Here is a 26,429-nt window from a genome sequence, read left to right on the forward strand (position 1 = left end):
TGCGGTCAGGATCTGCGGTCAGGGCCTGAGCCGTCGGCCCAGTGCGCCGGCCGCCGTGGTGTGCACGGTGAAGGCCACCGTCCCCGGGAGGTAGCGGTCCTGCGACCACTCCACCGGGACCCCGGCCGGGTCGGTGGAGCGCCGCCGCTCCCGCAGCAGCGCCTCCCCGGCCCGGCAGCCCAGCAGCCGCGCGTCGTCCGCGTCCGCCGGGATGATGTCGATGGTGTGGTGGGCATCGCTGAACAGCACTCCGTGCAGGGCGAGTTGTTCGGAGTACGAGACCGTGTCCAGCGGCATGTCCGCCACCAGCGCGCCCACCGCCCCGGGGTACGTCGTGCGCTCCACCATGACCGGCGCGCCCGAGAGGGTGCGCAGCCTCAGCACGCGGTGGACGGTCGCGCCGGGTTCGAGGCGCAGTTGCTCCGCCTCCTCGGCGTCCGCCTCCCCCCGGTCCACGGAGACGGTCCGGCCGCCCGGCGCCTCGCCCAGCGAGCGCGCCCAGCGCGTGAAGCTGCGCAGTTCGGTGGTGCCGCCCTCGCCGCCGGGTCCGGCCAGCACGACCCGGCGGGTGCCGCGGCGCGAGGTGATCAGCCCGTCGCTGCGCAGCGCGGCCAGGGCCTGGCGGACCGTACCCCGGGAGACGCCGTAGCGGCGGGCGAGTTCGTCCTCGGCGGGGAGCCGGGCGCCGGAACCGTACTCCCCCGCCGTGATCGCGGTCCGCAGGTTCGCGGCGACGGTCCGGTAGAGCGGTGTCCGGCGGGAGGCCGGCTCCGGTGCCTGGTGCACGGTCCCGGGCTCAGCCGCGCGAACCGGAGCCGGTGGCGGCGGCGTTGCGCCAGACCGTCACGTCCAGCGTCATGTACTTGCTGGGCGAGTCCTCGGGCGAGAACCCCTGCACGGTCACCAGGCCCATGTGACCGGTGCCCGTGATGACGCAGATCTGGCGGCCCTTCGCGATCTTGTGGATGTAGATGTTCTTGGCGAATCGGGTCTCGGCGCGGCAGACGGCGAGGGAGCCCTCCTGGCCGGGATCGAGCAGCACCATGTTGCCCTCGGAGACCTCCGAGTCGAGGTATCCGCCGGTGTCGTAGGAGAGTTCGTACCCGCCGTCCTCGCCCGGCTGGGGCCGGACGTCGTCGTCCCCGAGGGTCAGGTGGTAGCCGGCGGTGAGGTTGATCGCCTTGAAGTCGGCCGGCTTGGGGTCGGCCTTGGGGCTGGGCTTCGAGGAGCCGCCCGTCCCGGTCCCGCCGCCCGTCCCGGTCCCGCCGCCCGGCGACGGGTCACTGCCCTTGCCCTTGTCCGTGCCCTGCGCAGAGCCGGCGGTGTCCTTCGCCTTCTGCCCGTCGTCCTTCTGCAGGACGTACGCGGTGGCGCTGCCCGCGACGGCGAAGACCAGCACGGCCGCGAGGGCGATGAGCACCCCGCGCTTGCTCCCGCTCTTCGGGGGCACGGGCGCTCCGGGGTACGGCTGCTGCGGGTGCGGCTGCTGGTGCGTCGGGTACTGGGTCGGCGCGTAGGCGTGGGCGTGGGCCGGCGGCGCGGGGTACGGCCTGGGCGGCTGCTGTACGGGCTGCATGGGCTGCTGCGTGGGATGCTGTACTGGCTGCTGCGCCGGCTGCTGTACGGGGGGCTGCTGCTGCGGCGGCGGCCCGAAGCCCGGCGGCGGGGTCGCCGGGGCCACCGGCGCGGTCGGCGAGTACGCCACGGCCGGGGCGGTCGCCGGGGGCGGCGGGGCCTGGACCGGGGCCGGGGCGGCCGCGCGCACCGTGATGTCGGCGGCGACCGAGCCCGGCAGCCAGTCCTCGGGGCGGCGCAGCACCGTCTCCGCGTTCGCGGTCTGGCACAGCCGGATGATCTCGGCGATGGTCGGCCTGGCTTCGGGGTCCTTGGCGAGGCAGCGGGTCACCAGCTCGGTCAGCCGCTCCGGGACCCCGGTGAGGTCGGGCTCCTCGTGCACGATCCGGTAGAGCACCCCGTGCGAGGTGCCCTCGCCGAAGGCCGGGGTGCCCGTAGCCGCGTACGCCGCGACCTGGCCGAGCGCGAAGATGTCGGTGGCCGGGGTGACCTTGCGCCCCGCGGCCTGCTCGGGGGCCATGAACGAGGGCGTGCCGATGGTCACTCCGCTGCCGGTGAGCGAGGTCGCGTCGGCGGCGTAGGCGATGCCGAAGTCGATGACGCGGGGCCCGTCCGCGGCGAGCAGCACGTTGGACGGCTTGAGGTCGCGGTGCACGATGCCCGCGCCGTGGATGACGTGCAGGGCCTCCGCCATGCCGGCGATCAGCAGCAGCACCGCCTCGACCGGCAGCGCCCCGTGGGCGACGACGGCGTCGGCGAGCGAGGGCCCCGGCACGTAGGCGGTGGCCAGCCAGGGCTGGGCCCCGTCGGTGTCGGCGTCGATGACGGGGGCGGTGAACAGCCCCTGCACCCGCTGGGCGGACTGCACCTCCTGGGCGAACCGGCGGCGGAACTCGGCGTCTTCACCGAACTCGGGGCGGATCACCTTGATGGCCACGGGCCGGCCGCCCGGCGTGTACGAGAGGTACACCTTGCCCATGCCGCCGGCGCCGAGCTTGGCCGCCAGCCGGTACCCGGCGATGGTGGTCGGATCGTCCGCCGCAAGCGGTTGGAAGACCTGCGGATTACCGTCCCGGCCCGGCTGCTGACCACTCATCAACTCATGTCTCCCACGCTGATCTCTCCCGACGACCGGCACCCTACCCAACCGGCGGGGCCCGGTTTCACACGGGCGGCCGCGCGCAGCCCCGCAGCAGCGCCGGAGTGACGTCCTCCAGGGACGCGGCGAAGGTCCGCGGCGGCGAGGCCGGGACCGCCAGCAGCGACGGGACCACCAGGACCCCGCATCCGGCGGCCTCCGCTGAGGCCGCGCCGTCCGGCGAGTCCTCCACCGCCACGCACGCCTGCGGTACGAGGCCCAGCCGTCCGGCGGCCGCCGCGTAGGGGTCCGGGTGCGGCTTGGTCCGTACGGTGTCGTCGGCGGACAGCGTGAAGGCGAAGGGGACATGGGCCAGGGAGCCGCCGACCACCGAGTCGACGACCATCCGCGGCGAGGCGCTGACCAGGGCGAAGGGCACGCCCTCCGCCTCCAGCGCGGTCAGCAGCCGCTGGGCGCCGGGCCGCATCGGCGCGCCCGCCTGCACCCGGCGGAAGAAGCTCTCGGTGAGGGCCGCCCCCACCTCGTACGGGTCTCCCCCGCCCGAGACCCGTACGAGGTGGGCGGCGGTGTCCTCCACGGCGCGGCCGACCACCTCCGGCGCGTCCGCGTCGGTGAGCCGGTGGCCGAGGCCGTCGGCTATCTCCTCGGTGGTGCGCCACCACAGCACCTCGGTGTCCACGAGGGTGCCGTCCATGTCGAACAGGACCGCGCCGAGCGCGCTCATGCGGTCCGGGCCACGACGAGTACGGGCCGCTCGGCGAGGCCCACGGTGGCCCGGGCGCCCGGGACGAGGGCTCCGGCGTCCCGCGAGGGCAGGTCGGCCTTGACCTGTACGCCGCCGGGCAGTTCGAGGTGGAGGCGGGTGACCGCGCCGAAGAAGGAGGCGGAGACGACGGTGGCCTCGCCCGCCTCGTCGGCGGTGGCCGTCACGCTCTCGGGGCGGACGAGGACCTCCACGTCCGCAGTCGCGGGCACCGGGCCGTCCACCGGCAGCCGGACCCCGGCCACCTCGACCAGGCCGGAGCCGGCGAGCCGCCCGGGCAGCCGGTTCATGGTGCCGACGAACTCGGCGACGAAGGGCGTCGCGGGGCGCTCGTACAACTCGGCCGGGGCGGCGCACTGTTCCAGCTTCCCGGCGTTCAGGACGGCCACGCGGTCGGCCATGGACAGCGCCTCCTCCTGGTCGTGGGTGACGAAGACGGTGGTGATGCCCAGGCTGAGCTGGAGCCTGCGGATCTCCTCGCGCAGGTTGGACCTTACCTTCGCGTCGAGCGCGGAGAGCGGCTCGTCCAGCAGGAGCACGCTCGGGCGCAGGGCCAGGGCGCGGGCGAGCGCGACGCGCTGCTGCTGGCCGCCGGACATCTGGTGCGGGAAGCGGTCGCCGTGGTCGGGCAGGCCCACCAGGTCGAGGAGTTCGGCGGCCCGCTCGCGGCGCTGGGCCGCGCCGACCTTGCGCACGCGCAGGCCGAAGGCGACGTTGTCGCGGGCGTTGAGGTTCGGGAAGAGGCTGTACGACTGGAAGACCATGCCGGCGTCCCGGCGGTTGGCCGGGACCCGCGTGATGTCCTGTCCGTCGACCAGGACCTCGCCGGAGTCGGGCTGCTCGAAGCCGGCGACGACGCGCAGGGCGGTGGTCTTGCCGCAGCCCGACGGGCCGAGGAGGGCGAGCAGTTCGCCGGGCTCGACGGTCAGGTCGAGGCCGTCGAGGGCGACGGTGGAGCCGAACGCCCGGCGCAGGCCGCGGAATTCGACGCGCGCACCCACCGGCTGCGGGGACTCCGCGGCCTTCCTGGCGGCGGGAAGGGTGGTGGACATGGAGGTCAGGACTCCTTGCGGGAGGTGGTGGCGGGTGCGGCGGCGGCCGTGGCCGGGGTGGTCCCGGCCCGGGAGAGGGCGAGCAGCAGCAGCCAGGTGATCAGGAGGCTGAGGATGGACACGGCCACCGACATCCGGGCCTGGGCTCCGGAGATCGTGACGATCCACACCGCGAAGGGCTGGAAGCCGAGGAGGGAGGCGATGGTGAACTCGCCGAGCACCAGGGCCAGGGTGAGGAAGGCGGCGCCGGCGATCGAGGCCCGCAGGTTGGGCAGCAGCACGCGCAGGACCACGTACGGCCAGCTCGCACCGCAGCTGCGGGCCGCCTCGACGAGGGTGGGCACGTCGACGGCGCGCAGGCCGGCGTCGAGCGAGCGGTAGACGAAGGGCAGCGCCAGCACGGTGTAGGCGAGGACCAGGACGACGGGGAACCGCTCGTTCTGGACGGCGAGGAAGGTCTGGTAGAGCGGGGTCCGCGACAGGTGTTCCGGTCCCCAGCGCAGCACGGTGGTGATCCCGGTGACCAGGGCGATCGGCGGCACCACCAGCGGCAGCATGCACATCACCTCGACGACCGGGCGCAGCCGCGGGGAGCCGATGCGTACGGCGACCAGCGCGGGCACGGCGAGCAGCAGCGACAGCACGATGGTCGCGGCGGCCAGGGAGAGGGAGAGGAGCAGGCTCTCGGTGAACCCGTCGGCGCCGAGCAGCTCGGTGTAGGCCGCGAAGGAGATCCCCTGGCCGGGCACGTGCACGGTGAAGACGAAGGAGGCGAGGAGCGGGAGCAGGAAGTACGCGCCCGCCAGCGTCAGGACGGCTCCGCGCCAGACGGGCCTGCGGCGCCGGCTGCCTCGCGGGGCCGCAGGGGCGTGCTCGGCCGGGACTCCGGAAGGCCGGACGGGCGGGACCGGCGAACCCGGCGCGACCTGCGACGGCGCATCGGCCCGGCCGGGCGGGGTGGTCGGGGTCATCGCAGCCATCGGGCGCTCCGTCGCTGGAGGGGCAGGTAGACCGCCATGACCAGGCCGGCGATCAGGATCATGTCGAGGCCGAGGGCGAGCGCCACGTTCTCCTGGCCGGTGAGCACGTTGCCCGAGAGCGCGTCCGCGATCTTGAGCGTGACCAGCGGGACGGAACCGCCGACGAGGGCCGCGGCCGTGGCGTGCGCGGCGAAGGCGGTGCCGAAGAGCAGTACGAACCCGCCGAGCAGGGAGGGCGCGAGCACCGGCAGGCCGACGTGGCGCCAGAACTGCCATCCGGTGGCCCCGCTGTTCTGGGCGGCCTCGCGCCATTGCGGGCGCAGTCCCTCCAGCGCCGGGGCGATCACCAGCACCATGAGCGGGATCAGGAAGTACAGGTAGACGACGGCGAGCCCGGTGAAGGAGTAGAGGTTCCAGCCGAGGCTGCCGAGATCGGCGAGCTGGGTGACCACTCCGGAGATCCCTACGGTGGCGATGAACGCGAACGCGAGCGGGACGCCGCCGAAGTTGGCGAGCACGCCCGAGGCGGTCAGCGCCGCGCTGCGCAGGGCCTGGGAGCGGGAGGTGACCACGGCCTGGGCGATGAGGACGCCGAGGGCTCCGCCGATCAGTGCGGTGAGGGCGGAGAGCTGGACGCTGCCGATGAGGGAGCCGAGGTACGGGCCCTGGAGGGAGCGCGCGAGGTGCTCGCCGGTGAGGCGGGTGGCGCCGTTTTCCGGGTCGGTGCGGGTGACCGCGCCGAAGGCGATGGCGCCGAGCGGGATGCCGAAGCAGAGCCCGGTGAAGGCGAGGAGCGGGAGGGCGGCGAGCCAGGTGCGCGGGCCGCGCTGCCGGCGGCGGGTGCCGCCGGCAGCCCCGGGGAGGGTGGTGGGCATCAGGAGAGGGCCTTGTCCCACTTCTCGGCGAGGGTGGCCTTGGCCTTGTCGAGCTCCGTGGAGGCCGGGAAGGTGGGCGTACCCGTGACCTGCGGAAGCGTGGCGACGGCCGTCTTGTCGACCGTACCGTCCTGGGTCATCGAGGGGAGCAGGACCGGGCGGGCGTGGCCCTTCAGCCAGAGGTTCTGACCCTCGGCGCTGTAGAGGAACTCCATCCACAGGCGGGCGGCCGCCGGGTTCGGGGCCTCCTTGTTGATGGCCTGCGAGTAGAACTGGGCGAAGACGCCGTCGGTGGGGATGGCGACCTTCCAGTCGACGCCCTTGCCCTTGAACTGCTCGGCGTAGCCGGCGTTCAGGTAGTCCCAGTCGATGGAGATGGGCGTCTCGCCCTTCTCGACGGTGGCCGGGGTGGACTCGACGGGGATGAAGTTGCCGCTCTTCTTCAGCTGCCCGAAGAAGTCGATGCCCGGCTGGATGTCGGCGAAGGAGCCCTTGTTGGCGAGGGCCGCCGCGTACACGCCGCCGAAGGCCGAACCGGACTTGGTGGGATTGCCGTTGAGGGCGACCTTGCCCTTGTACTCGGGCTTCTGGAGGTCGGCGAAGGTCTGCGGGCAGGTGGGGATCCTGGCGGCGTCGCAGCCGATGGAGACGTAGCCGCCGTAGTCGTTGTACCAGCGGCCGTCGGCGTCCTTCTGCGAGTCCGGGATCTTGTCCCACGCGGTGACCTTGTACGGGGCGAACAGGTTCTCCGCGGCGCCGCTGCGGGCGAAGGCGATGCCGAGGTCCATGACGTCGGGGGCGCGCTTCTGGCCCTTGCGGGACTTGACGGCGGCGATCTCGTCGGCGCTGGAGGCGTCCGGGTTCTCGCTGTTGACCTTGATCTTGTACTTGGCCTCGAAGGCCTTGATGATCTCGCCGTAGTTCGCCCAGTCCGGCGGCAGCGCGATCACGTTGAGCCGGCCCTCCTTCTGCGCGGCGGCGACGAGGGCCTCCATCGAGCCGAAGTCGGCCACCGAGGCGGCGGCGCCGGGCTGGGCGCCGTTCTTGGCCTCCCCGGCGGACTTCGGGTCGGGTGCGGCGCCACACGCACTCAGTGTGGTGAGGACGGCGGCGCTGAGCAGTACGGCCGCACCGCGACGGGCGGAGGAACGGAGCACGGTCTCTCCCGGAGACTAAGGGGGGAATCACTTGTCTGAACAAGTTGGCTCCAGTTCGCCCGGGCCCGCTGTACGGACGGTGAACGGCGCCTGTCCCCGGGAGCACGGCCCGACGAAGACACGAGGACGGCGGGGGAAGAACCGCCGGAACCTGCTGGAATGATCATGGGAAGAGCATGCGAAGGGAATCGGCCGCACCGGCCGCACCGCGACAGGGGGCAACGGCATGGGCACGGTCCGGTATCTGGAGATCGCCGAGGAGCTGCGGCGGGCGATCCTCTCCGGCGAGCTCCCGGTGGGCGCGCAGCTGCCCTCGGAGAGCGATCTCGCCGCGCGCTGGTCCGCCTCGCGCGGGACGGTCCGGCAGGCCGTCGCCACCCTCGCCGCGGAGGGGCTGATCGGCTCCCGGCAGGGTGCGCGCAGGATCGTGCTGCGCCACGAGCGCCGGCACAGCTTCGGCGAGCTGAACAGCTTCGCCCAGTGGGCCGAAGGGGTCGGGCACGAGGCGGGCGGTCTGTTCCTGTCCCGGATCCGCCGGCCGGCCACGGCCGAGGAGGCGGACCGGCTCGAACTGGCCCCGGGCACGGAGGTCCTGGCCGTACTGCGGCTGCGCCTCCTCGACGGGGAGCCCACCATGGTGGAGCGGACCGCCTACGCCGACTGGGTCGCGGCAGCCGTCGAGGCACTGCCCGCGGACTGCCGCTCCGTCATGAACAGCCTCGCCGAGGGCTCCGGCATCGTCGCCCACCACGGCGAACACCTCATCGACGCCCTCGCCGCCGGCAGCGAGGACGCCCGGCTCCTGGAGATCCGGCGGGGCAGCCCGCTGCTGCGCCAGCGGCACGTCTCCGCGACGGCGACCGGTCGTCCGATCGAGTGGTCCGACGACCGTTTCCGGGCCGGCAGCGTCACCTTCAGTGTGAGCAACTCTTCAGTAGCAACACCCTTGGAACGGCGCACCGGCGAGGGCTGACGGACGGCGCCCGCCCGGGCCGCTGTACTGTCCCCGGCAGAACTGATGATCGGCTGAACGGGCGTGAAGGAAGACTGATGATCGACGTGCAGCGGCTGCGCATCCTGCGGGCCGTGGCCGAGCACGGCAGCTTCAACAAGGCGGCCGGGGCCCTGCTCCTGACCCCGTCGGCCGTTTCCCAGCACATCGCCGCGCTGGAGCGCTCGCTCGGCCACCCGGTGGCGGTGCGCAGCACCCGCGGGGTCACGCTGACCGAGCCCGGGCGGCTGCTGGTGGAGGCGGCGGAGACGATATCCGCCGAACTGGACCAGGTACGCCACGCGATCGACCGGCTCACCGCGCCGCGGCCGCGGCTGACGATCGCCACCTTCACCAGCGGGGGCCGGCACCTGCTGCCCGAGGCGCTGTCCCTGTTCGTGGCCGAACACCCGGAGGTGGAGCTGACGGTGCGGCAGAGCGAACCGGAGCACGCCGTGCCGCTGGTGCGCGCGGGCGCCGCCGACCTCGCGCTGGCCTACCACTTCGACGGGCCGCCGCCGGTCGAGCCGGGCATGCGGCCGGGGCTCGACTGGGTGCCGCTGATGGAGGATCCGCTGTGGCTGGTCCTGCCGCGCGGGCACCGGCTCGCCGGCCGGGCCGCGCTGAGCCCGGCCGAGCTGGGCGGGGACCGGTGGGTGCTCGGCTGCCTCAAGACGGAGGCGTTCCTGCGCCGTTACGCGGACCTCGCGGGCTTCGACCTGCGGGTAGGGGCGTCCACCACCGACTACTTCTTCGCGCAGACCCTGGTCGCGGCCGGTGTCGGGGTGTCCCTGGTGCCGCACGTGTCGCTGGCCCCGGCACCCGGGCTGGTGGTGGTCCGCGCCGAACCGCCGCGCCCCGCCCGGCACATCGGGGTCGCCATCCCGCGCCGGCGCCGCCCGCACCCCTACGCCGAGGCCCTCACCCGAGCCCTGACCACTGCCGCCGCCTCGGCGGGGGACGGAGTCCGCCCGTGAACCACCTCCTGAACGGGCTCGCCGCCAATCCGGCGCTGCCGTCCGCGCTCCTCGACCGGCTGGTGGCGCTGGCGGTGGCGTGGGGCACGCAGGACGACGCCGCCGACGCACTGGAGTTCGAGCTGTCCTCCCGCGTCGATCTCGGGCGCGCGCAGGCGCGGGCGCTCGCCGCCCGGGAGGAGAGCACGGCGATCAAACTGGCGTACGGCGGGCAGCTCGACCCCGACGACGTCGATCCGGCGGCCTCCCCCGCCGTCGCCGTCGCACTCCTCGACTCGGGGACCGGCCGGCCCGAGTGGGCCCGCTTCCTCGCCGCGCACCCCGATCCCCGGGTCCGGTGGAGGCTGGCTTCCTGCCCGGGCCTGCCGGCGGACGTCGTGGAGACGCTCGCCGCCGACCCGGACACCGGTGTCGTCGCCGAACTCGCCCTGTGGACCAGGGCGGAGGCCGCCACCCGCCTCGCCCGCCACCCGCACGCGGAGGTGCGCCGCACGTCCTGCCTCAACGAGGCCGTGGCGCCCGCGGCCCTCGCCGCCCTGATCACCGGCGAGGGCCTCGCCCCGGCCGAGTCCTGCCTGGTCTGCGACGGCGAGGACACCACGTTCACGCACCACCCGTGGGACCCGAGCCCGGTGCCGGAGCGCCAGTTGCGGCCCGGCGCCTCCTGCGCCGGTGCGCACGAGTCCACCCTCGGTGAGATCCGCGCTTGGGTGGTGCGCAACCCTGCGACGCCCGCCGCCGCGGCGGCCGCCCTCGTCGGTGATCCCTCGACGATCGTGCGGTGGACCCTGGCCGAACGGTCCGACCTGCCGCAGGAGCTCTACGCCCGGCTCGCGCAGGATCCCGTACCCGGCGTCCGGGAAGCCGTCGCAGGGAATCCCGCCATCGGCGAGGAACTCGTGCGCACCCTCGCCGCCGACCCGGGACCGGAAATCCGCCGCGCCCTCGTCCACCACCCCGACCTGCCGCTCGACGTGCTGGCCCGGCTCGCCCACACCACCCGGATCGGCACGGCACTGCTGCCCCGGATCGCCGCGGCCTCCCCCGGCGAGCTGGCCGGACTGGCCGCCTCGCCCCACGCGGCGGTACGCAAGCTCGTGGCCCAACGCCACGACCTGCCACCGGAGTTGCGCGACGCACTGGCCGCCGACCCGGACGCGGCGGTGGCCGCGTCCCTCGCCCCGCACCCGGGGCTCTCGGAGCAGCAGCTGCGCTCCGTGGTGGCGGCCCACGGAGACCGCGTGGCCGCCCGGGTGGCCGCCAACCCCGACGCGCCGGGGGCGCTGCTGGTCGAACTCGCCCGCCGTGAGCCGCCCGTACCCAAGGCCCTGCGGGTGATAGCCGGCCATCCGCACGCCACCGCCGAGGCGCTGCGGCCCTGCCTGGCCGATCCGAAGGCGGGTCCGCTCGCCGCCGCCCACCCGGCGCTGCCGCCCGCGCTGCTCGTGGAACTGCTGACGGGCCCCGACGAGGGGCTCGCCGAGGCCGCGGCGGCCAACCCCGCGCTCCCGGTGGCCGTGATGGAGGACCTGATCGCCCGCTACCCGGAGCCGGGGGTGACCAGCCCCGTCTCGTAGGCGAGGACCACGGCCTGGGCCCGGTCGCGCAGCTGCAGCTTCGCGAAGATCCGGGCCACGTGGGTCTTCACGGTGGCCTCGCTGAGGGTCAGCTCCTGTGCCAGCTCGGCGTTGGAGCGTCCGTGGCCCATCAGGGTCAGCACCTCGCGCTCGCGCGGGGTCAGGGCGGCGAGTTCGCGATGGGTGGCGGCCGTGGCGACCCGCTCCGCACCGGGGGCGCAGCGCTCCACCAGGCGGCGGGTGATGGAGGGCGCGAGCAGGGCGTCGCCGGTGCCGACCAGCCGGACGGCGTTGGCGAGGTGCTCGGGGGTGACGTCCTTGAGCAGGAAGCCGCTGGCTCCGGCGGCGAGGGCGGCGTAGACGTACGTGTCGAGGTCGAAGGTGGTCAGCATGATCACCCGGGTGCCGGGGAACTCGGCGAGGATCCGCCGGGCGGCTTCCAGCCCGTCCAGGTTGGGCATCCGGATGTCGAGCAGGACCACGTCGGGGCGCAGCCGGCGCACTTCGGCGACGGCCTCCAGCCCGTCGGCGGCGACGCCGACCACGTCGATCCCGCGGGCGGTGAGGATCATCCGGAAGCCGGTGCGGACGAGCTCCTGGTCGTCGGCGATCACCACGCGGGGCGCGGGCACCTCGGGCCCGGCGGGGGCGCTCACGGCCGGTCCAGGGGGAGGCGGGCGCGCACCCGGTAGCCGCCGCCGAGGCGGCGGCGGGCGTCGAAGTCGCCGCCGTAGACGGCGACGCGCTCGCGCAGGCCGAGCAGCCCGCGCCCGGCGCCCTCGGCCTTGGCCTTCGGCTTGGCCGCGGCCCGCCCGGGCCGCCACCCCCCGGCCCCGCCGCCGACACCCTCCGCGATCCCCGCCGCTCCCGCGTCTCCCGCCTCTCCCGCCGACGCTGCCGGTCCGACGGGTCCGGCCTGGTCCGTCGGGCCCGACCGCAAGGCCCCCGGTCCGCTCGGTCCGCTCGGCCCGCTCGGTCCGCTCGGTCCGCTCGGTCCGCTGGTGAGCACCTCCACCCGCAGCGCGTGGTCCGCGTACCGCACCGTCACCTCCACCTTGCCCCCTGCTCCGTGCTTGAGCGCATTGGTCAGCGCCTCCTGGATGATCCGGTACGCCGTCACGTCGATCCCGGCCGGCAGCGGCCGCGGCTCCCCCGAGATGCGCACCTCCACCGGCAGACCGGCGAAGGCGAACCTGTCGATCAGCGGGGTCAGCCGGCCCATGCTCGGCTGGGGCGCGAGCTGCGTACCGCTCCCCGCGGCCCCGGCGGAGGACTCGTACGGCTCGTCCACGCCGTCCTGCGCGGGCGCGAGCAGCCCGAGCAGGTGCCGCAGTTCGGTCATCGTGGTGCGCCCGGCGGTCTCCACGGCGCCCATCGCCGCCGCGGCCTCCTCCGGCATGGTGCCCAGCACCTCGCGGGCGGCGCCGGCCTGGACCACCATCAGGCTCACGTTGTGGCTGACGATGTCGTGGAGTTCGGCCGCGATCCTGGCCCGTTCGGCGTCGACGGCGGTACGGGCCGCGCTCTCGCGCTCCCGTTCCAGCAGCCAGCCGCGTTCCTCCAGTGCCGCCCGGTGCCCGCGCCGCGTGCGCAGCAGGGCCACCCCCAGCCCGCCCGCCACGGCCGCCGCCGCGCACGCGGCGGCCACCGCGATGATCAGCGCCACCTTCAACTCCCCACCCCGTGTGTCCGGATGTCATTCTGCCGGACGGGCCGCGTACATCCCCAGGATGACCTGCCCGGACGGTTACATCGGGGGGTTGACGCGGGGTCCGCGGGCATCGCCATAGGTTCGGACCATGACAACTGATCGCGGAAGTGCGGGACACCCGGTGGTGCGGCTGGAGAGCGTGCACAAGGAGTACGGCGACGCGAAGGCCCTGGACGGCCTGTCGCTGGAGATCCGGGCCGGCGAGGCGGTGGCCGTGATGGGGCCCTCGGGCTGCGGCAAGTCCACCCTCCTCAACATGGCGGCCGGCCTGGACCGCCCGACGTCGGGCCTGGTCGAGGTGCACGGCCAGGACCTGGGGCAGCTCGACGAGACCGGGCTGGCCCTCTTCCGGCGCCGGAACGTCGGCATGATCTTCCAGTTCTTCAACCTCATCGACGACCTGCCGGCCCTCGACAACGTGTCGCTCGCCGCCCAGTTGACCGGCACCTCGGCCCGGCAGGCGCGCCGCCGGGCCCTCGAACTCCTCGACGAACTGGGCGTGGCCGACCGCCGCAACAGCTATCCGGCGACGCTCAGCGGCGGCGAGCGCCAACGCGTCGCCGTGGCCCGGGCATTGATGAACCGTCCGGCGCTGCTGCTGGCGGACGAGCCGACGGGCGCCCTCGACAGCCGCTCGGGCGAGCAGGTGATGGACCTGCTGATCGACCTCAACCAGATCGGCCAGACCCTGCTGATCGTCACCCACGACCGGCACCTGGCCACGCGCTGCGCCGGCCGGCTGGTCGAGATGGCCGACGGCCGGGTGGCCCGCGAGAGCACCCTGGAGGCGACCGCGTGAGCGCCGTGTGGAGGGCCTCGCGCGCGGCCGTGAAGCGCCGCCGGGTCCAGACGTTCGTCATCGGGCTGGTCGTCCTGTGCTCCACCACGACCGTGCTGCTCGCGCTGGGTGTGCTCGCCGCCGCCTCGGAGCCGTTCGACAAGGCGTACGCCGTCCAGCGCGGCGCGCACGTGGTGGCGTCCTTCGACACCGCGAAGGTGACGGAGGCCCAGCTGGCGCGGACCGCGGGGCGGCCGGGCGTGGAAGCGGCCGCCGGGCCCTTCGGACAGGCCGTCGTCGCCACTCCCAAGGGCTGGCTCGGGAAGCCCGGCGGCTCCCTCACGGTGGTGGGCCGGGCCGATCCGGCGGGACCCGTCGACCGCATCGAGATCCTGCAGGGCCGGTGGGCCACCGCACCCGGCGAGATCGTCGTCAACTGGGCCTTCGACGGCTCCCCCTACGCGAAACTGCTCGGCACGAAGCTCGCGGTTCCCGACGCCCCGCCCCTGACCGTCGTCGGATTCGCCAACAGCATGAGCAAGTCCGCGGGTGCCTGGGTCACGCCCGACCAGGTGAACGCGCTGCGTCCGGCCTCCGCCCAGATGCTCTACCGCTTCGCGGACTCCTCGACCGAGGCGCAGCTGCGCGCCGGGCTCGCCGGGGCGACGGCGGAGCTGCCCGGGGAGTCACTGACCAACACCCAGAGCTACCTCACGATCAAGCAGGCCTTCTCCGCGCTGGCCGACGCCTATCTCCCCTTCATGTCGCTCTTCGGCGTCCTCGGCCTCCTGGTCTCCGCCTTGATCGTCGGAAACGTGGTCAGCGGGGCGGTGGTCTCCGGATACCGGCACATCGGCGTGCTCAAGGCGCTGGGCTTCACCCCGAACCAGGTGGTCGCCGTCTACCTCACGATGATGTCCGTGCCCGCGGTCGTCGGCGGCGTCCTCGGCACCCTGCTGGGCAGAGCGCTGGCCGGGCCCATCCTCAAGGTCTCCTTCTCCGGCATCGAGACGGGCCGGGCCTCCGTCGGGACCGTCCCGTGGTGGGTGTACGCCGTCTGCCTCGTGGGCATGCCCGCCCTCGTCCTGCTCGCCGCACTGGTCCCCGCCCTGCGGGCGCACCGGCTGTCGGCCGCCCAGGCGATCAGCGCGGGTGGCGCGCCCCGGCCCGGGCGCGGGCTGCGCGTCCAGCGGGTGCTGGGCTTCACCGAACTGCCGCGCCCGGTCAGCCTGGGCCTGGGCCAGCCGTTCGCCCGGCCCGGCCGTACGCTCCTGACCATGGCGGCCATCGTCCTGGGGGTCACCACGGTGACGCTGTCGACCGGGCTGACCAGCACGATGCTCGCGATGGGCAGTGCCGGACGGGGCGACGGCGGCGCGCATGTCCTGGTGCACGCGGACGGGGCCGGCGACCGGCCCCCTCCCCTGCTCGGCGACGCGCAGATCGAGGAACGGCTGCGGTCTCTCCCTGGCGCACGGCACGTACGGGCCCGCGGGTTGGCCGAAGTGGGCCTGGTCGGGCAGACCCAGCCCGCCTTCGCCAACTTCTACCGCGGGAACGACTCCTCGTACGCCTACGAGATCGTCGAGGGCCGCCTGCCGGGCGCGGCGGGGGAGATCGCGGCCGGGCCGGCGTTCCTCGCCCAGCGCGGACTGCGGATCGGTGACCGGGTCACCCTGGAGCTGGACGGCAGGCAGGTCCCCACGACCATCGTCGGCAGGCAGACCGCCGGCAACGCACGGTCCCTGGACACCACCTGGGAGACCCTCGAGCAGCTGGCGCCGGGGTCCCGCGCCATCGAGTACTACGTCCGCCTCTCCCCCGGAGCCGACGCGGAGGCCTACGCGGCGGCCGTCGAAGCGACCGACCCCGGGCTCTCCGTGTCCGTGGAGGACGGCGGGAACGCCGCCACCATCACCGTCGTCACCTTCTCCACGGTGTTCACCGTGCTGCTGACCCTCGTCGCCTCCCTCGGCGTCTTCAACACCGTCCTGCTGAACACCCGTGAGCGCCGCCGGGACCTGGGCATGCTCAAGTCCATCGGCATGACGCCCCGCCAGGTGGTGGTGATGACCGTGACCTCGGTGGCCGGGCTCGGGGTGGTCGGCGGACTGCTCGGGATTCCGCTCGGGATGCTGGCGCACCGGCTGGTCGTGGACAACGTCGGGGTGGTCGAGTTCCCCGAGTCCATGAAGGACGTGTGGCACGCGCCGGAGCTGGCCGCGATGCTGCTGGCGGGCGTGGCGATCGCCGTCCTGGGCGCCCTGGTCCCGGCCCGGTCGGCGGCGCGCATGACGATCGCCTCGGTGCTGCACACCGAGTAGCCGCGACGGGGTGACCGGGGCCTGGTGGCCGTGACCTGGTGGCCGTGGGCTGGTGGCCAGTCAGGCGCCACCGCCTGCGCCGCCGTCGGTCTCGCCGGCCGCGTCGCCCGCCAGGGCCCGCAGCCTGCGCCCGGCGGCCTTCGCGGCGCGCCGGGCCTCGCGGGCCGTCCGGCCGGCCTCGCGGTGCCGCTCCTCCGCCTCGGCCACGGCGGCGTACGCGCGGTCCCGGGCGGCCCGGGCGCGTTCCAGTTCGGCATCGGCGGCCGCGGCCGCCTCGACCGTCCGCTGCCGTGCCTCCTCGGCCACGCGCAGCTCGTCCTCCCTGGCCGTGGCGGCCCACTCCGCGTCATGGGCGGCGGCGCGGGCCGCCTCCACCCGGGGGTCTGGCCGCCGGTCCGGTTCGGGCCGCGGTACGGGCGCGGGCGCGGCCGGCGCCGCGCGCTGCGGGGCGGGCGGCACGGCGGGCGGCACGGCGTCCGGGTCGATGCCGGGGAACTCCGTCAGCAAGGCGGGGGCCTTGGCCAGCCGGCCGGATGCCCAGGCCTCGGCCGCTTCCGGATCGGCCAGCGCGGCGTAGAGGATCTGTCCGACCTCGCGCCGCACGGTGTCGGAGACCGGCGTCCCGGCCTCCTCGGCCAACCGCTGCGCCTCCCGGGCCAGGGCCCCGACGACCACGTGCTGCTGGTGGGACAGGGCGCGCAACTGCTCCCCGTCCAGGGACCGGTGCGCCGCCCGCAGCGCCTGGCCCAGCTGGCGGAACTGCTCGACCTCCGCCGGCTTCGCCCGGACCAGCGTGTTCGACGTCCAGGCCGCCAGTGTGGGACGCCGGAGCCCCGCGATCCGCTTCCCCGACGCCGGGTCCCCGGCGCGTTTGGCGCGGGCCGCCGCCTCGTCGCGGCCGGCCGTGAACCGCCCCGGGGGCAGCGCGTACAGGGCGTCGATGACCTCGTCCACATCCACCCGGCCCACTCTCCGCCATCACCGCGCGCGACCTCCGCAGCAGACGGGCGACACGGCACGCGCGGGTGAACGGCGCGGCATTCCGTTTCAGCGGACCGCGGCCTGCCCGGACGGGTCGGCCTGGGGGATGCGGTGCTCGTCGACGATACGGCCGTCGCGCAGTTCCACCACCCGGTCGGCCAGTTCGATGAGGGCCGGGTCGTGGGTGGCGACGAGGGCCGTGACGCCCTCGCTGCGCACGACCGCCCGCAGCAGCCGCATGATGGAGCGGCCCGTCTCGGAGTCGAGCTGGCCGGTCGGTTCGTCCGCGATGATCAGATCGGGTTCGTTGGCCAGCGCGCGGGCCACGGCGACCCGCTGCTGCTGGCCGCCGGAGAGTTCGCCCGGGCGCTGCCCGGCGTGTTCGGCCAGGCCCACCAGGGCGAGCAGGGTGCGGGCGCGCTCCTCGCGCTGCTCGGCGGGGACCTTCCGCAGCCGCATGGGGACACCGACGTTCTCGGCGGCGGTCAGGACGGGTATCAGGCCGAAGGACTGGAACACGAAGCCGATCCGGTCGCGGCGCAGCGCCAGCAGTCCGTTCTCGTCGAGGCCGCCCAGGCCGGTGCCGTCGAGGGTGACGGATCCCGAGGTCGGGGCGTCGAGTCCGCCGACCAGGTTCAGCAGGGTGGTCTTGCCGGATCCGGACCGACCCTTGAGCGCGGTGAGTTCGCCGCGGCGCACCTCGAAGGAGACGCCGCGCAGCGCGTGCACGGCCCGGGGGCCGCTGCCGAAGCTCCGGTGGACGTCGTCCACCACGACCATGGGCGGCGCGAGCGTACCGTTCGGATCCTGCGTCATCGTTCGTCTCCCCCTCGCGTCCCGGACCGGCCGGGCAGGGCCGCCGGGCGCGCCCCTTTTCGAATTTGCTCATCCGTCGCATCCTTCACGCAAGTGCCTTCCCCTGTGCGTTCGAATCTGACAGCATCGTCCGCTATCCGGTACCGATGGTCCGGAACGGGGGAGGTACACAGCACATGCTCGGCTTCGTCATGCGCCGGCTGCGCGGGCGATTGCCGCTCGCCGCCGCCGTGTTGCTCACCGTGCTGATCACCACGACCGTGCTGACGGCGCTGTTCGCCTTCACCCGGGACGTGAGCGAGGCCGGGCTGCGCCAGGCGCTCCAGGGCCCCGGCCGGACCCGGGCGACGGTCCTGGTGACCACCGAACGTGCGGCGGACTCCCGGGCGCAGGACGACGCGACCGTACGGGGCTTCGGCGGCGAGCTGTTCGACCGGCTTCCGTTCGGCATCGAGTCCGTGGCCCGCAGCCGCTCCTACGGCCTGCCGGGCGCCCGTACGCCGGGCAAGGACGCGGACCTGACCCTGCTGGCCGCCTTCGACCGCCGGCACGTACGGCTCCTCGCGGGCCAGTGGCCGGATGCGGCGGCCGGTCCTGCGGGTGCCCCGCTGCCGGCGGCGGTGCCCCGGGCCGCGCTGGACCGTCTGGGGCTGGCCGAGACCGCACTCCCGGCCGAGGTGCGCCTGGACGACCGGTACGGCGGCGCCCCGTTGACGGTGCTGGTCACCGGCGTGTACCGGGCGGCCGACCCCGAAGCCCCCTACTGGCGGCTGGACCCGCTGGGCGGACGGGAGCTCCAGGTCGGCAACTTCGCCACCTACGGTCCGCTGCTCGTCGACGACAGCGCCTTCACCGCGGGCGGGCTCCCGCAGAACAGCCGCGCCTCGCTGCTGACCCCCGACTTCTCCGCCGTGCACGCCGCCGAGGCCGAGGCCGTCCACGGCCGCGCGGTCGGACTGGTGGCCGCCGCGGGCTCGGCCGGCCTCAAGGCACCCGCCGGGTTCCAAGTGCGCACCGAGCTGCCCGAGTTGCTCGGCGACGTGCGGTCCGGCGCGCTCGTCGCCCGGTCCACGCTGCTGGTCGGCGCGCTGCAGCTCGCCGTCCTCGCCGCTGCCGCCCTGCTGCTGGTGGCGCACCTGCTGACGGACCGCCAGGAACCGGAGCGCGTCCTGCTCACCGCGCGCGGCGCCTCCCGGATGCGGCTCGGCGCCCTCGGCACGGCCGGCTCCCTGCTGCTCACCCTGCCCGCCGCGGTCCTGGCACCCCTGCTGGCCCCGCTCCTGCTGGAGCTGCTCAGCGGCTTCGGCCCGCTCGCGCAGGTGCCGTTGAGCACCTCCGGGACCTGGCTGCTGTGGCCGGTCGCGGCGGCGGTCGCGCTCGGCTGCGTCCTGCTGACCTCGCTGCCCGCCGTGCTGCGCGGCGCGGGAGCCGCCGCCCTGCGGCGCGGTGGCCGCCGCCAGGCCGTGGTCGCGGGCGCCGCCCGCTCGGGCGCGGACCTGGCGCTGGTGGCACTGGCCGTCCTCGCCTACCAGCAGCTCGCGCAGTACAACGGCGACGGCCACGTCCTCGACGGTGCCGGTGCGGGCGGGCTCGGCATCGACCCCGTGCTCGTGGCAGCCCCGACCCTGGCGCTGTGCGCGGGCACGCTGCTGGTGCTGCGGCTGCTGCCGTTCGCGGCGCGGCTGGGCGGCCGGCTGGCCGCGCGCGGCCGCGGGCTCGGTCCCGCGCTCGTCGGCTGGCAGCTGGCCCGCCGCCCGGGGCGGGCCGCCGGGCCCGTGCTGCTGCTGGTCCTCGCCGTGTCCAGCGGGGTGTTGGCGCTCGGGCAGCACACGGCATGGTCCGAATCCCAGCGCGACCAGGCCGACTTCGCCACCGCCGGCGGCCTGCGGATCTCCGGCAGCGACCTGGCCCCGCCCGGCCGCAACGGCCGCTACGCCTCGCTGCCCGGCGGCGAGCGGGTGGTTCCGGTGATCCGCACGACGCAGGCGCTGCCGGGCGGACGGACCGGGCAGGTGCTCGCCCTGGACGCCGCCGGGGTGGCCGAACGGGTGCCGCTCCGCGCCGACCTGCGGGACGACCGCCCCGTGCGCGAGCTGTTCGCCCCGCTCGCCGCGGGCCGTGCCCCCGGCGACGCCGGCATCGAACTGCCCGGAAAGCCGCGTCGGATCGACCTCGACGTGAGCGTACGGAACGCCCCGGGCGGCCGTCCCGGCCTGGGCCTGCTGCTGCGCGACCGCTTCGGCCAGACCTTCCGGTCGCCGATGGTCTCACTGCCGCAGTCCGGGGACGCCACCGTCTCGGTGGACGTCGACGCGCTCACCGGGGCCCCGCTCGGATCCGCCGCCGCACCGCTGAGCCTCTCCGGGTTCGTGCTCTCGTACGGCATGGACTTCTGGGGGCTGGGCGGCGCCGAGCGGCATGCCGGCTCCAACGTCCCCGGGGAGCTGTCCGTGCGCCGTGTCACCGTCGCCGATGAACCCGGCGGGGCCGGTGCGCCCGTGACGGCGCCCGCGTCCGGCTGGGTGCTGAAGGGGCCGCCGGAGAGCGGGGGCGAGCCCGCAGGCAAGGTCCTGCCCGCCGCGCCCGACGGCCCGGACTCGGCGGCCCTGCTCCGGCTGCGGTTCCAGGGGGGCAGGCAGTCCGTCGGCGGGGTCCAGCTCGGTGTGCTCGCCGGGCAGGCGCCCCCGTCCGAGATACCCGGGATCGCCACCCGCGGCTACCTCGGCGCGGTCGGGGCGAAGGTCGGCGACCTGGTCCCCGTACCGCTGGGCAGCAGCACCGTGCCGGTACGGATCACCGCGGCCGTGGATTCGCTTCCGGTCGCCGGGGACACCGCGCTGGCCGTCGATCTGGCCGCCGCCGGCCGGCTGCTGGCCGCCGACATCGGGCGGGAACTTCCCCCGCCCACCGAGTGGTGGCTGCCGGCCGCCTCCGCAGACGACCCCGTGCCGGCCCGGGCCGCCGCCGAACTGCGTGCCGGGGCCGGGTCCCACCAGGTGGAGCTGCGCGAGGAGGTGACCGCCGGGCTGCTGGACGATCCGCTGAGCGCCGGCCCGCAGAGCGCGCTCGCCGCCCTCGCGGTGGTCTGTGCCCTGCTGGCGGCCATCGGCTTCGGGGCCGCCGCGGCGGCCGCCGCCCGGGAGCGGAGCAACGAGTTCGCGGTGCTGCTGGCCCTCGGGGCGACCCGGCGCAAGCTGACCCGTACGGCCGCTGCCGAGAGCGGCGTGCTGGTCGGGCTCGGCACGCTCGTCGGGTTGGGCCTGGGCGCCGCCATCGTCCACCTGGTCGTTCCGCTGCTGGTGCTGACACCCGGCGCACAGCGCCCGGTGCCGGAGGTCGTGGTGGACCTGCCGACCGCCGAAACCCTGCTGATGGCCGCCGCGATCGCCGCGGTGCCACTGCTGTCGGCCGTCGTCGGCGGCTTGCGCGACCGCGGCGCCCGGGGCACCGGCGACCGGCTGCGGCTCTTGGAGGACATGTGACCCGCCCGGCCCCGAAATCCGCCGGCTCCCGGGGCCTGCGGCCCGCACCCTGGGTGCGGACCCGGCTGCGCGCGGCCCCGCTCAGCGCGCTGCTCGCCGCCGCCCTGGCCTTCGTCGCCGTCCTGCTCGCGGCCGCGCTGCCGCGCGCCGTGGACCGCGGCGCCGACGGGGCCCTGCGCTCCTTCCTCCAGGAGCAGGGCCCCGGTCCGAGGAGCCTGTCCGCCACGGCGTACTCCCGCAACGGGGCGCTGGCACCGCAGCAGCTGGACTCCGTACTGGACACGCTGCTCTCGCGCACCGGCGGTTCCTTCCGCCTCGACGCGAGCGGCCCCGTGCACGGCGCGCAGAGCGTCAAACCCCGTTCGCTGGCCAACCCGGGCCTGGGCCGGCCCGAGGGCATCGATCCGCGGCTCGGCCTGGTCTACCTGCCGAAGGCCTCCGACCACACCAAGCTGGTCGCCGGCCGCTGGCCCGGCGGCGGAGCGCCCGACGCCCCGATCCAGGTGGCGCTGTCGCGCAAGGCCTCCGAGAGGGTCAAGGCTCCGCTGGGCACGGTGCTGGAGTCGAGGCCGACCATCTCCGGTACGGCGCTGGCCGAGGTCGTCGGCATCTACGACGCCGACCCGGAGGACGTCTACTGGACCGACCTGCCCTGCCTGACCGCGGCCTGCCAGACCGTGACGACCTCGACCAAGGGGCCGCCGCAGGTCTACCTGGACACCGCCGCGCTCGTCGACGCGGAGAGCGTCGCCCGGCTGGACTCCTGGGGCGAGGGCACCGAGTACTTCTGGCGGCTGCCGGTGGACACCGGTGTGCTCCGTGCGGACCTGCTGCCCGGCGTGGCCCGTGACATCGCCTCCTACGTCGCCGGACCCACCGCCTCCGCGATGAGCCTCGCCGTCAACCGGCCGGACCTGCGCATCTCTTCGCGGCTGCCCGAACTGTTCGAGCAGGCTCGGTCCCGGCAGCGGGGCGCGGCTCCGCTGGCCGCGATCGGACCGGCCGGGGTCGCCGGCGTGGCCGCCGTCGTGTTCTGCCTGGCCGCCGCGCTCGTGGGAGACCGGCGCGAGAGCGAGCTGCGGCTGCTGCTGGCGCGCGGCGGATCACGCCGTTCGATCGTCGGACGGCTGCTCGGCGAGGGCGCGGTCACCGTGCTGCCGGCGGCCGTCGCAGCCGCCTGGCTCGCCCTGGTACTGCTGCCCACGCCGCGGTCGGCCGCCTCCCTGACCGCCGCCGCGGCCGTGGGGTCGCTCGCCCTGCTGGCCTTCCCCGTACGGGCCTTCGTGCTGCTGTCCCCGCCCCGCGGGGCACGGCCCCGGCGGCGGCTCGTGGCCGAGCTGTCCGTCTTCGCCGCCACGGGTGCGGCCGTGTTCGAGCTGCGCCGGCGCGGGGTCTCCCCGTCCGCCGGACTCGACCCGCTGCTGGTGGCCGCCCCGCTGCTGCTCGCGCTGTCGGGGGCGCTGCTGCTGGCCCGTCTCCAGCCGGCCCTGGTGGGGGCGCTGGCCCGGGCGGCCGGCCGGAGCCCCGGCGTGATCGGCTTCCTCGGGCTGACCCGGGCCGCCCGCGGTACGTCGGACCGGGCGCGGCCCTCCGTACTTCCGCTGGTCGCCCTGCTGCTGGCCGTGACCACGGGTGGATTCGGCGCCGCGGTGCTGGGGTCCGTGACCGCCGACCGGTTGCAGGTGGCTCGGAGCTCCGTCGGTGGCGACGCGCAGATCACCGCGCCCCGGGACCAGGCCGTTCCGGCGGAGCTGGTCCGGGCGGCCGGAGCCCTGCCCGGAGTGCGGACGTCGGTGACCGCCTGGACGGAGGACGACGCCTTCGTCTTCGGCATCGACCGCGGCTCGCGGCAGGTCACGGTGGTCGTCGTCGATCCGCCCGCGTACGCGGAACTGGCCCGGACGGTCGGGCGCGGCCGCTTCGACCCGGCGGTGCTCGTCGGGGGCGGTACCAGCCTCGACGACCCCGTGCCCGCGCTGTTCAGCGGGGACCTGGGGGTCGAGCCCGGCGACCGGCCCTTCCGGCTGCGGGTCCGCGGCGAGGACCTCCAGGTCAGGGCGGCCGGCGTGGTCGACGGTACGCCGGCCCTGGCGGACCGGGGCGGCGCCACCCTGGTCCTGCCGGCCCAGCAGATGATCTCCCTGACCTCGAAGGCGGCGCTGCCGAACCGGTGGCTCGCCACCGGGCAGGTCGACGCCGACCGGCTGGAGGAGCTGGTCCGGACCGCGCTGCCGGCCGGGGTCGCCGAGAAGTACCAGGTGCGGACCAGCGCGACCGCGGTGGCGAACCTGTCCACCGACCCGCTCCAGCACGCGGCCGAGCGCCTGTTCTGGGCATCGGTCGCGGGGGCCTTCGGCTTCGCCCTGCTGGCCGTGCTGCTGACGCTGGTACGGGCCGCGCCCGAACGGGCCGCGCTGCTGGCCCGGCTGCGCACCATGGGGCTGCGGCCGCGCCAGGGCCTGGCGCTGATCCTGGCGGAGGCGCTGCCGCAGACCGTGGTCGCCGCGGTCGGCGGCGCGCTGTCCGCGGCGGCGGCCGTGGCCCTGCTCGGCCCGGCCGTGGACCTGTCCTCCCTGGTCGGCGCGGAGGTGCCGGCCGGGGTGGACCTCGCCGCGCGGCCGGTCCTGACCCAGGCGTTGGGCCTGGCGGCCCTGGTCGCCGCGGCCGTGCTCGCGGAGGCCGCGATATCCGGCCGGCGACAGATCACCACCGAGTTGAGAGCGGGAGACCAGCGGTGAACACCGACCAGCCGACCTTCGAAGAGCTGCGCCGGCAGGCCCTGGCCGCCGCCGAACCCCTTACGCCGGGGGCGGACACGGCCATCGTCTGCGACCGCCTCGTGCGCATCTTCAGCACCGACGGCGTCGAGGTGCAGGCCTTGCAAGGGCTCGAACTGACCGTGGCCCGAGGCGATCTGGTGGCGCTCGTCGGGGCGTCGGGCAGCGGGAAGTCCACGCTGCTGAACATCCTGGCCGGCCTGGACGTCCCGACGGCGGGCAAGGCCACCGTCGGCGGCTACGACCTGCTGGAGATGTCCGCCAAGGACCGGCTGCGCTACCGCCGCGAGGCGGTGGGCTTCGTCTGGCAGCAGACGGCCCGCAACCTCCTGCCGTTCCTGACGGCGGCCCAGAACATCGCGCTGCCCATGCAGTTGAGGGGCCGGGCCTCCCGGGGGGCGAACGGCCGCCGCGCGGCCCGGGTCGCCGAGCTCATGGAGGCCCTGGACATCGGCGACCTCGCGGAGCGGCGCCCGGCCGCGCTCTCCGGCGGCCAGCAGCAGCGCGTGGCCGTCGCCGTGGCCATGGCCAACGACCCGCAGGTGCTGCTGGCCGACGAACCCACCGGGGAGCTGGACTCCGAGACCGGCGCCGCGATCTTCGAGGCCTTCCGCACCGTGAACCGCGAGCTGGGCGCCACGGTGGTCATCGTGACCCACGACCCGCTCGTCGCCGGCGAGGTCCGCCGTACGGTGGCCATCCGCGACGGCCGCACGAGCAGCGAGGTCCTGCGCCGCACGGTCACCGACGAGCACGGCGCGGAGTCGGTCAGCGAGCGCGAGTACGTGATGCTGGACCGCACCGGCCGCGTCCAGCTCCCGCAGAAGTTCCTGGAGGCCCTGGGCATGGAGCACCGCGTCGCGGTGGACCTCGCCCCCGACCACATCGAGGTCCGCCGCGACGACGTGGAGTCCGACGGAACCTGAGCCCGCAAGTCTTTCCGTCACTTCCCCGCCCCGGGGGTCGTTAGGGCCTGGGGGTTGACTCGGGGGCGAAGGGATGACGGTATGCGGCAATTTCCTCTGGAGATGCACCACGTGGCACCCGGTCGGGTGGTCGAGTGGCGGTTGCGGTCCACGGCGGAGGCGGAAGCGGAAGCCGACGGCCCGGCCGATCCGACGGGCCGGAGGGCGTCCTTCAACCAGGACAAGCACTTCACCGTCGCGGAGGAGAGCCGGGCCGCCGACGACCCCGTGGCGTCATGGCTCGCGGTCACCTTCGAGGTGGCCGGTCGGCTGGACGAACGGGCCCTGGCCCAGGCCCTGCTGGACTTCGTCCAGCGGCACGAGGTGCTGCGGTGCGCGTTCCGCCGGCTGGCCGGTGAGCTGGCCTGCGAGCCCTTCGACCCCGCCGAACTGACCCTGGACGCCGAGGAGGTGGGCACGTTCCGGACCTCCGAGCTGCTGCGCGGCTTCCTCGTCGAGCGGTTCACGCGGTCCATCGACACCCTGTCCTGGCCGCTGTTCACCATGGGTGCGGTGCTGCGCGAGGACTCCGCGACGGTCTACCTCGCCTTCGACCACATCGTGTGCGACGGCATGTCGATGCCGATCGTCGTCAACGAGGTGCTGACCTCGTACGAAGCCCTGTGCCGCGGCGAGTACATCGCGCTGCCGCCCGCCCCCAGCTACCTCGACTTCGCCGACGAGCAGCGGCGCCGGTACCTCTCCATCGACGCCGGCGACGAGCGACTGGACTACTGGAAGACCTTCATCGGCCGGGGCGGCGCGTTCTTCCCCCGCTTCCCGCTCGACCTCGGCGTGGAGCCGGGCCGGATGTACCCGATCGTCAACGAGGCTTCCACGCTGCTGGACGCCGCCGAGGCCGAGGTGTTCGAGAAGACCTGCATGACGGTCGACGGGAAGCCCTTCATGGGGGTGCTCGCGGCCGTCGCCGTGTGCCTGCGCGAGGCCGGCGGGCCGGGCGTCTACCGGGGCCTCATGCCGGTCAGCGAGCGCGGCCGGGGCACGTGGGCGGACTCGGTGGGCTGGTTCGTCAACACCATGCCCATCGAGTTCGACGCCTCCCCCGGGCGGGACTTCGCGCAGGTCATGGCCGCGGTCCGGGCCGGGTTCACGGAGATGATCGGCCACATCGACGTGCCGTTCGTCCGGGCGTGGGAGCTGCTGGCGCCCGAGGAGTTCGCCGCCCGCTCCTGGCCGTACCCGGTCAACTTCTTCTCGTACCTCGACATGCGCAAGTGCCCGGGCGCCGAGCGGCACGACGAGTGGCGGCCCGCCACCCACGTGTGGTCGGCGCGCGCCAACGGGGCCTGCTCCTGGTTCCAGCGGGACGCCGCCGGGATGCACATGAACTCGCTGTACGTCGACACCCCGGCGGCCCGCCGCACCATGGGCGACTTCCAGGAGGCCCTGCGCCTGACGGTCCAGGAGATCGCCCGCTCCGGCGGATTCCGCCGCCCCATCGCGCTGACCGCGCCCCGCAGGCCCGTCGGCACGCCGCTCGACGTGGCCGCCTTCGCCCGCCGCCGCTGAAGCCGGGCCCCGGCCCACG

20 protein-coding genes are annotated in these 26,429 nt (G+C 74.9%); 9 read left to right on the forward strand and 11 right to left on the reverse strand.

The genetic code is table 11. The annotated features are described in order from the left end of the window. Positions 1-18: 18 nt before the first annotated feature. From ACFWBN_RS02955 to ACFWBN_RS02985, 7 genes are all read right to left on the reverse strand, one after another. Entirely contained in the window at positions 19-786 is a 768-nt protein-coding gene (locus ACFWBN_RS02955; RefSeq protein WP_385169547.1) for a GntR family transcriptional regulator, read from the reverse strand. Between the two features lie 10 nt (positions 787-796). After that, the gene (locus tag ACFWBN_RS02960) at positions 797-2,671 is read right to left on the reverse strand and encodes a serine/threonine-protein kinase (RefSeq protein WP_385169549.1); all 1,875 of its coding nucleotides are present in this window, start codon (positions 2,669-2,671) and stop codon (positions 797-799) included. Positions 2,672-2,738: 67 nt separating this feature from the next. Beyond that, positions 2,739-3,398 (reverse strand): HAD family hydrolase, encoded by a 660-nt coding sequence (locus tag ACFWBN_RS02965; protein WP_385169552.1) that lies wholly within the window; start codon positions 3,396-3,398, stop codon positions 2,739-2,741. Further along, positions 3,395-4,489 (reverse strand): ABC transporter ATP-binding protein, encoded by a 1,095-nt coding sequence (locus ACFWBN_RS02970; protein WP_385169555.1) that lies wholly within the window; start codon positions 4,487-4,489, stop codon positions 3,395-3,397. Before ACFWBN_RS02970 ends, ACFWBN_RS02965 begins: the two co-directional genes overlap by 4 nt. A gap of 5 nt (positions 4,490-4,494) precedes the next feature. Beyond that, on the reverse strand, positions 4,495-5,469 hold the full coding sequence (locus ACFWBN_RS02975) for an ABC transporter permease (RefSeq protein WP_385169559.1): 975 nt from the start codon (positions 5,467-5,469) through the stop codon (positions 4,495-4,497). Further along, complete coding sequence (locus ACFWBN_RS02980; protein ID WP_385169562.1) at positions 5,457-6,344, reverse strand: ABC transporter permease; 888 nt, start codon at positions 6,342-6,344, stop codon at positions 5,457-5,459. The genes ACFWBN_RS02975 and ACFWBN_RS02980 overlap by 13 nt, the downstream gene beginning before the upstream one ends. Continuing rightward, a complete protein-coding gene (locus ACFWBN_RS02985) occupies positions 6,344-7,501 on the reverse strand; it encodes an ABC transporter substrate-binding protein (protein WP_385169565.1) in 1,158 nt (385 codons plus the stop codon). The genes ACFWBN_RS02980 and ACFWBN_RS02985 overlap by 1 nt, the downstream gene beginning before the upstream one ends. Before the next feature lie 226 nt (positions 7,502-7,727). Between ACFWBN_RS02985 and ACFWBN_RS02990 the strand changes: the two genes are divergently transcribed. The 3 genes from ACFWBN_RS02990 to ACFWBN_RS03000 all read left to right on the forward strand — a co-directional run bounded on the left by ACFWBN_RS02990 (position 7,728) and on the right by ACFWBN_RS03000 (position 11,046). Continuing rightward, positions 7,728-8,474 carry a GntR family transcriptional regulator gene (locus tag ACFWBN_RS02990; protein ID WP_385169569.1) on the forward strand — a complete coding sequence of 249 codons (747 nt, stop codon included), beginning with the start codon at positions 7,728-7,730 and terminating at the stop codon, positions 8,472-8,474. A gap of 77 nt (positions 8,475-8,551) precedes the next feature. Next, positions 8,552-9,469, forward strand: coding sequence for a LysR family transcriptional regulator (locus ACFWBN_RS02995; RefSeq protein WP_385169572.1), 918 nt, complete (start codon positions 8,552-8,554; stop codon positions 9,467-9,469). Next, a complete protein-coding gene (locus ACFWBN_RS03000; protein ID WP_385169574.1) occupies positions 9,466-11,046 on the forward strand; it encodes a hypothetical protein in 1,581 nt (526 codons plus the stop codon). Before ACFWBN_RS02995 ends, ACFWBN_RS03000 begins: the two co-directional genes overlap by 4 nt. Here ACFWBN_RS03000 and ACFWBN_RS03005 read toward each other — a convergent pair. Next, positions 11,010-11,618: a response regulator gene (locus tag ACFWBN_RS03005; protein WP_385169721.1), complete on the reverse strand. Its 609-nt coding sequence runs from the start codon at positions 11,616-11,618 to the stop codon at positions 11,010-11,012. The two genes, ACFWBN_RS03000 and ACFWBN_RS03005, sit on opposite strands and share 37 nt — an antisense overlap. Positions 11,619-11,698: 80 nt before the next feature. Continuing rightward, a complete protein-coding gene (locus tag ACFWBN_RS03010; RefSeq protein ID WP_385169577.1) occupies positions 11,699-12,712 on the reverse strand; it encodes a sensor histidine kinase in 1,014 nt (337 codons plus the stop codon). Between the two features lie 133 nt (positions 12,713-12,845). On the opposite strand from ACFWBN_RS03010, the gene ACFWBN_RS03015 reads away from it, so the two are divergent. Then, a complete protein-coding gene (locus tag ACFWBN_RS03015) occupies positions 12,846-13,556 on the forward strand; it encodes an ABC transporter ATP-binding protein (RefSeq protein WP_385169580.1) in 711 nt (236 codons plus the stop codon). Beyond that, positions 13,553-15,859: an FtsX-like permease family protein gene (locus ACFWBN_RS03020; protein ID WP_385169583.1), complete on the forward strand. Its 2,307-nt coding sequence runs from the start codon at positions 13,553-13,555 to the stop codon at positions 15,857-15,859. Before ACFWBN_RS03015 ends, ACFWBN_RS03020 begins: the two co-directional genes overlap by 4 nt. Positions 15,860-15,919: 60 nt before the next feature. Here ACFWBN_RS03020 and ACFWBN_RS03025 read toward each other — a convergent pair whose 3' ends face one another. After that, on the reverse strand, positions 15,920-16,819 hold the full coding sequence (locus ACFWBN_RS03025; protein ID WP_385169586.1) for a hypothetical protein: 900 nt from the start codon (positions 16,817-16,819) through the stop codon (positions 15,920-15,922). A gap of 87 nt (positions 16,820-16,906) precedes the next feature. Continuing rightward, positions 16,907-17,656, reverse strand: coding sequence for an ABC transporter ATP-binding protein (locus tag ACFWBN_RS03030; protein WP_385169588.1), 750 nt, complete (start codon positions 17,654-17,656; stop codon positions 16,907-16,909). A gap of 176 nt (positions 17,657-17,832) precedes the next feature. On the opposite strand from ACFWBN_RS03030, the gene ACFWBN_RS03035 reads away from it, so the two are divergent. From ACFWBN_RS03035 to ACFWBN_RS03050, 4 genes are all read left to right on the forward strand, one after another. Beyond that, a complete protein-coding gene (locus ACFWBN_RS03035) occupies positions 17,833-21,138 on the forward strand; it encodes an FtsX-like permease family protein (protein WP_385169591.1) in 3,306 nt (1,101 codons plus the stop codon). Continuing rightward, positions 21,135-23,876: a hypothetical protein gene (locus ACFWBN_RS03040; protein ID WP_385169594.1), complete on the forward strand. Its 2,742-nt coding sequence runs from the start codon at positions 21,135-21,137 to the stop codon at positions 23,874-23,876. The genes ACFWBN_RS03035 and ACFWBN_RS03040 overlap by 4 nt, the downstream gene beginning before the upstream one ends. Then, positions 23,873-24,841 carry an ABC transporter ATP-binding protein gene (locus ACFWBN_RS03045; protein ID WP_385169597.1) on the forward strand — a complete coding sequence of 323 codons (969 nt, stop codon included), beginning with the start codon at positions 23,873-23,875 and terminating at the stop codon, positions 24,839-24,841. Before ACFWBN_RS03040 ends, ACFWBN_RS03045 begins: the two co-directional genes overlap by 4 nt. 81 nt (positions 24,842-24,922) lie before the next feature. Next, the gene (locus ACFWBN_RS03050; protein ID WP_385169600.1) at positions 24,923-26,410 is read left to right on the forward strand and encodes a condensation domain-containing protein; all 1,488 of its coding nucleotides are present in this window, start codon (positions 24,923-24,925) and stop codon (positions 26,408-26,410) included. Positions 26,411-26,429: the final 19 nt, after the last annotated feature.

Origin of the sequence: Streptomyces sp. NPDC059989 (assembly GCF_042736975.1) — a bacterium.
Classification (GTDB): domain Bacteria; phylum Actinomycetota; class Actinomycetes; order Streptomycetales; family Streptomycetaceae; genus Streptomyces.

Excerpts from the sequence above, each read along its gene's own strand:
- ACFWBN_RS03005 (WP_385169721.1), bottom strand. The coding sequence starts at position 11,618 with ATGATCCTCACCGCCCGCGGGATCGACGTGGTCGGCGTCGCCGCCGAC.
- ACFWBN_RS03035 (WP_385169591.1), top strand. The coding sequence starts at position 17,833 with ATGCTCGGCTTCGTCATGCGCCGGCTGCGCGGGCGATTGCCGCTCGCC.
- ACFWBN_RS03015 (WP_385169580.1), top strand. The coding sequence starts at position 12,846 with ATGACAACTGATCGCGGAAGTGCGGGACACCCGGTGGTGCGGCTGGAG.
- ACFWBN_RS02990 (WP_385169569.1), top strand. The coding sequence starts at position 7,728 with ATGGGCACGGTCCGGTATCTGGAGATCGCCGAGGAGCTGCGGCGGGCG.
- ACFWBN_RS03050 (WP_385169600.1), top strand. The coding sequence starts at position 24,923 with ATGCGGCAATTTCCTCTGGAGATGCACCACGTGGCACCCGGTCGGGTG.
- ACFWBN_RS02970 (WP_385169555.1), bottom strand. The coding sequence starts at position 4,489 with ATGTCCACCACCCTTCCCGCCGCCAGGAAGGCCGCGGAGTCCCCGCAG.
- ACFWBN_RS03030 (WP_385169588.1), bottom strand. The coding sequence starts at position 17,656 with ATGACGCAGGATCCGAACGGTACGCTCGCGCCGCCCATGGTCGTGGTG.
- ACFWBN_RS02980 (WP_385169562.1), bottom strand. The coding sequence starts at position 6,344 with ATGCCCACCACCCTCCCCGGGGCTGCCGGCGGCACCCGCCGCCGGCAG.
- ACFWBN_RS02995 (WP_385169572.1), top strand. The coding sequence starts at position 8,552 with ATGATCGACGTGCAGCGGCTGCGCATCCTGCGGGCCGTGGCCGAGCAC.
- ACFWBN_RS02960 (WP_385169549.1), bottom strand. The coding sequence starts at position 2,671 with ATGAGTGGTCAGCAGCCGGGCCGGGACGGTAATCCGCAGGTCTTCCAA.
- ACFWBN_RS02975 (WP_385169559.1), bottom strand. The coding sequence starts at position 5,469 with ATGGCTGCGATGACCCCGACCACCCCGCCCGGCCGGGCCGATGCGCCG.
- ACFWBN_RS02965 (WP_385169552.1), bottom strand. The coding sequence starts at position 3,398 with ATGAGCGCGCTCGGCGCGGTCCTGTTCGACATGGACGGCACCCTCGTG.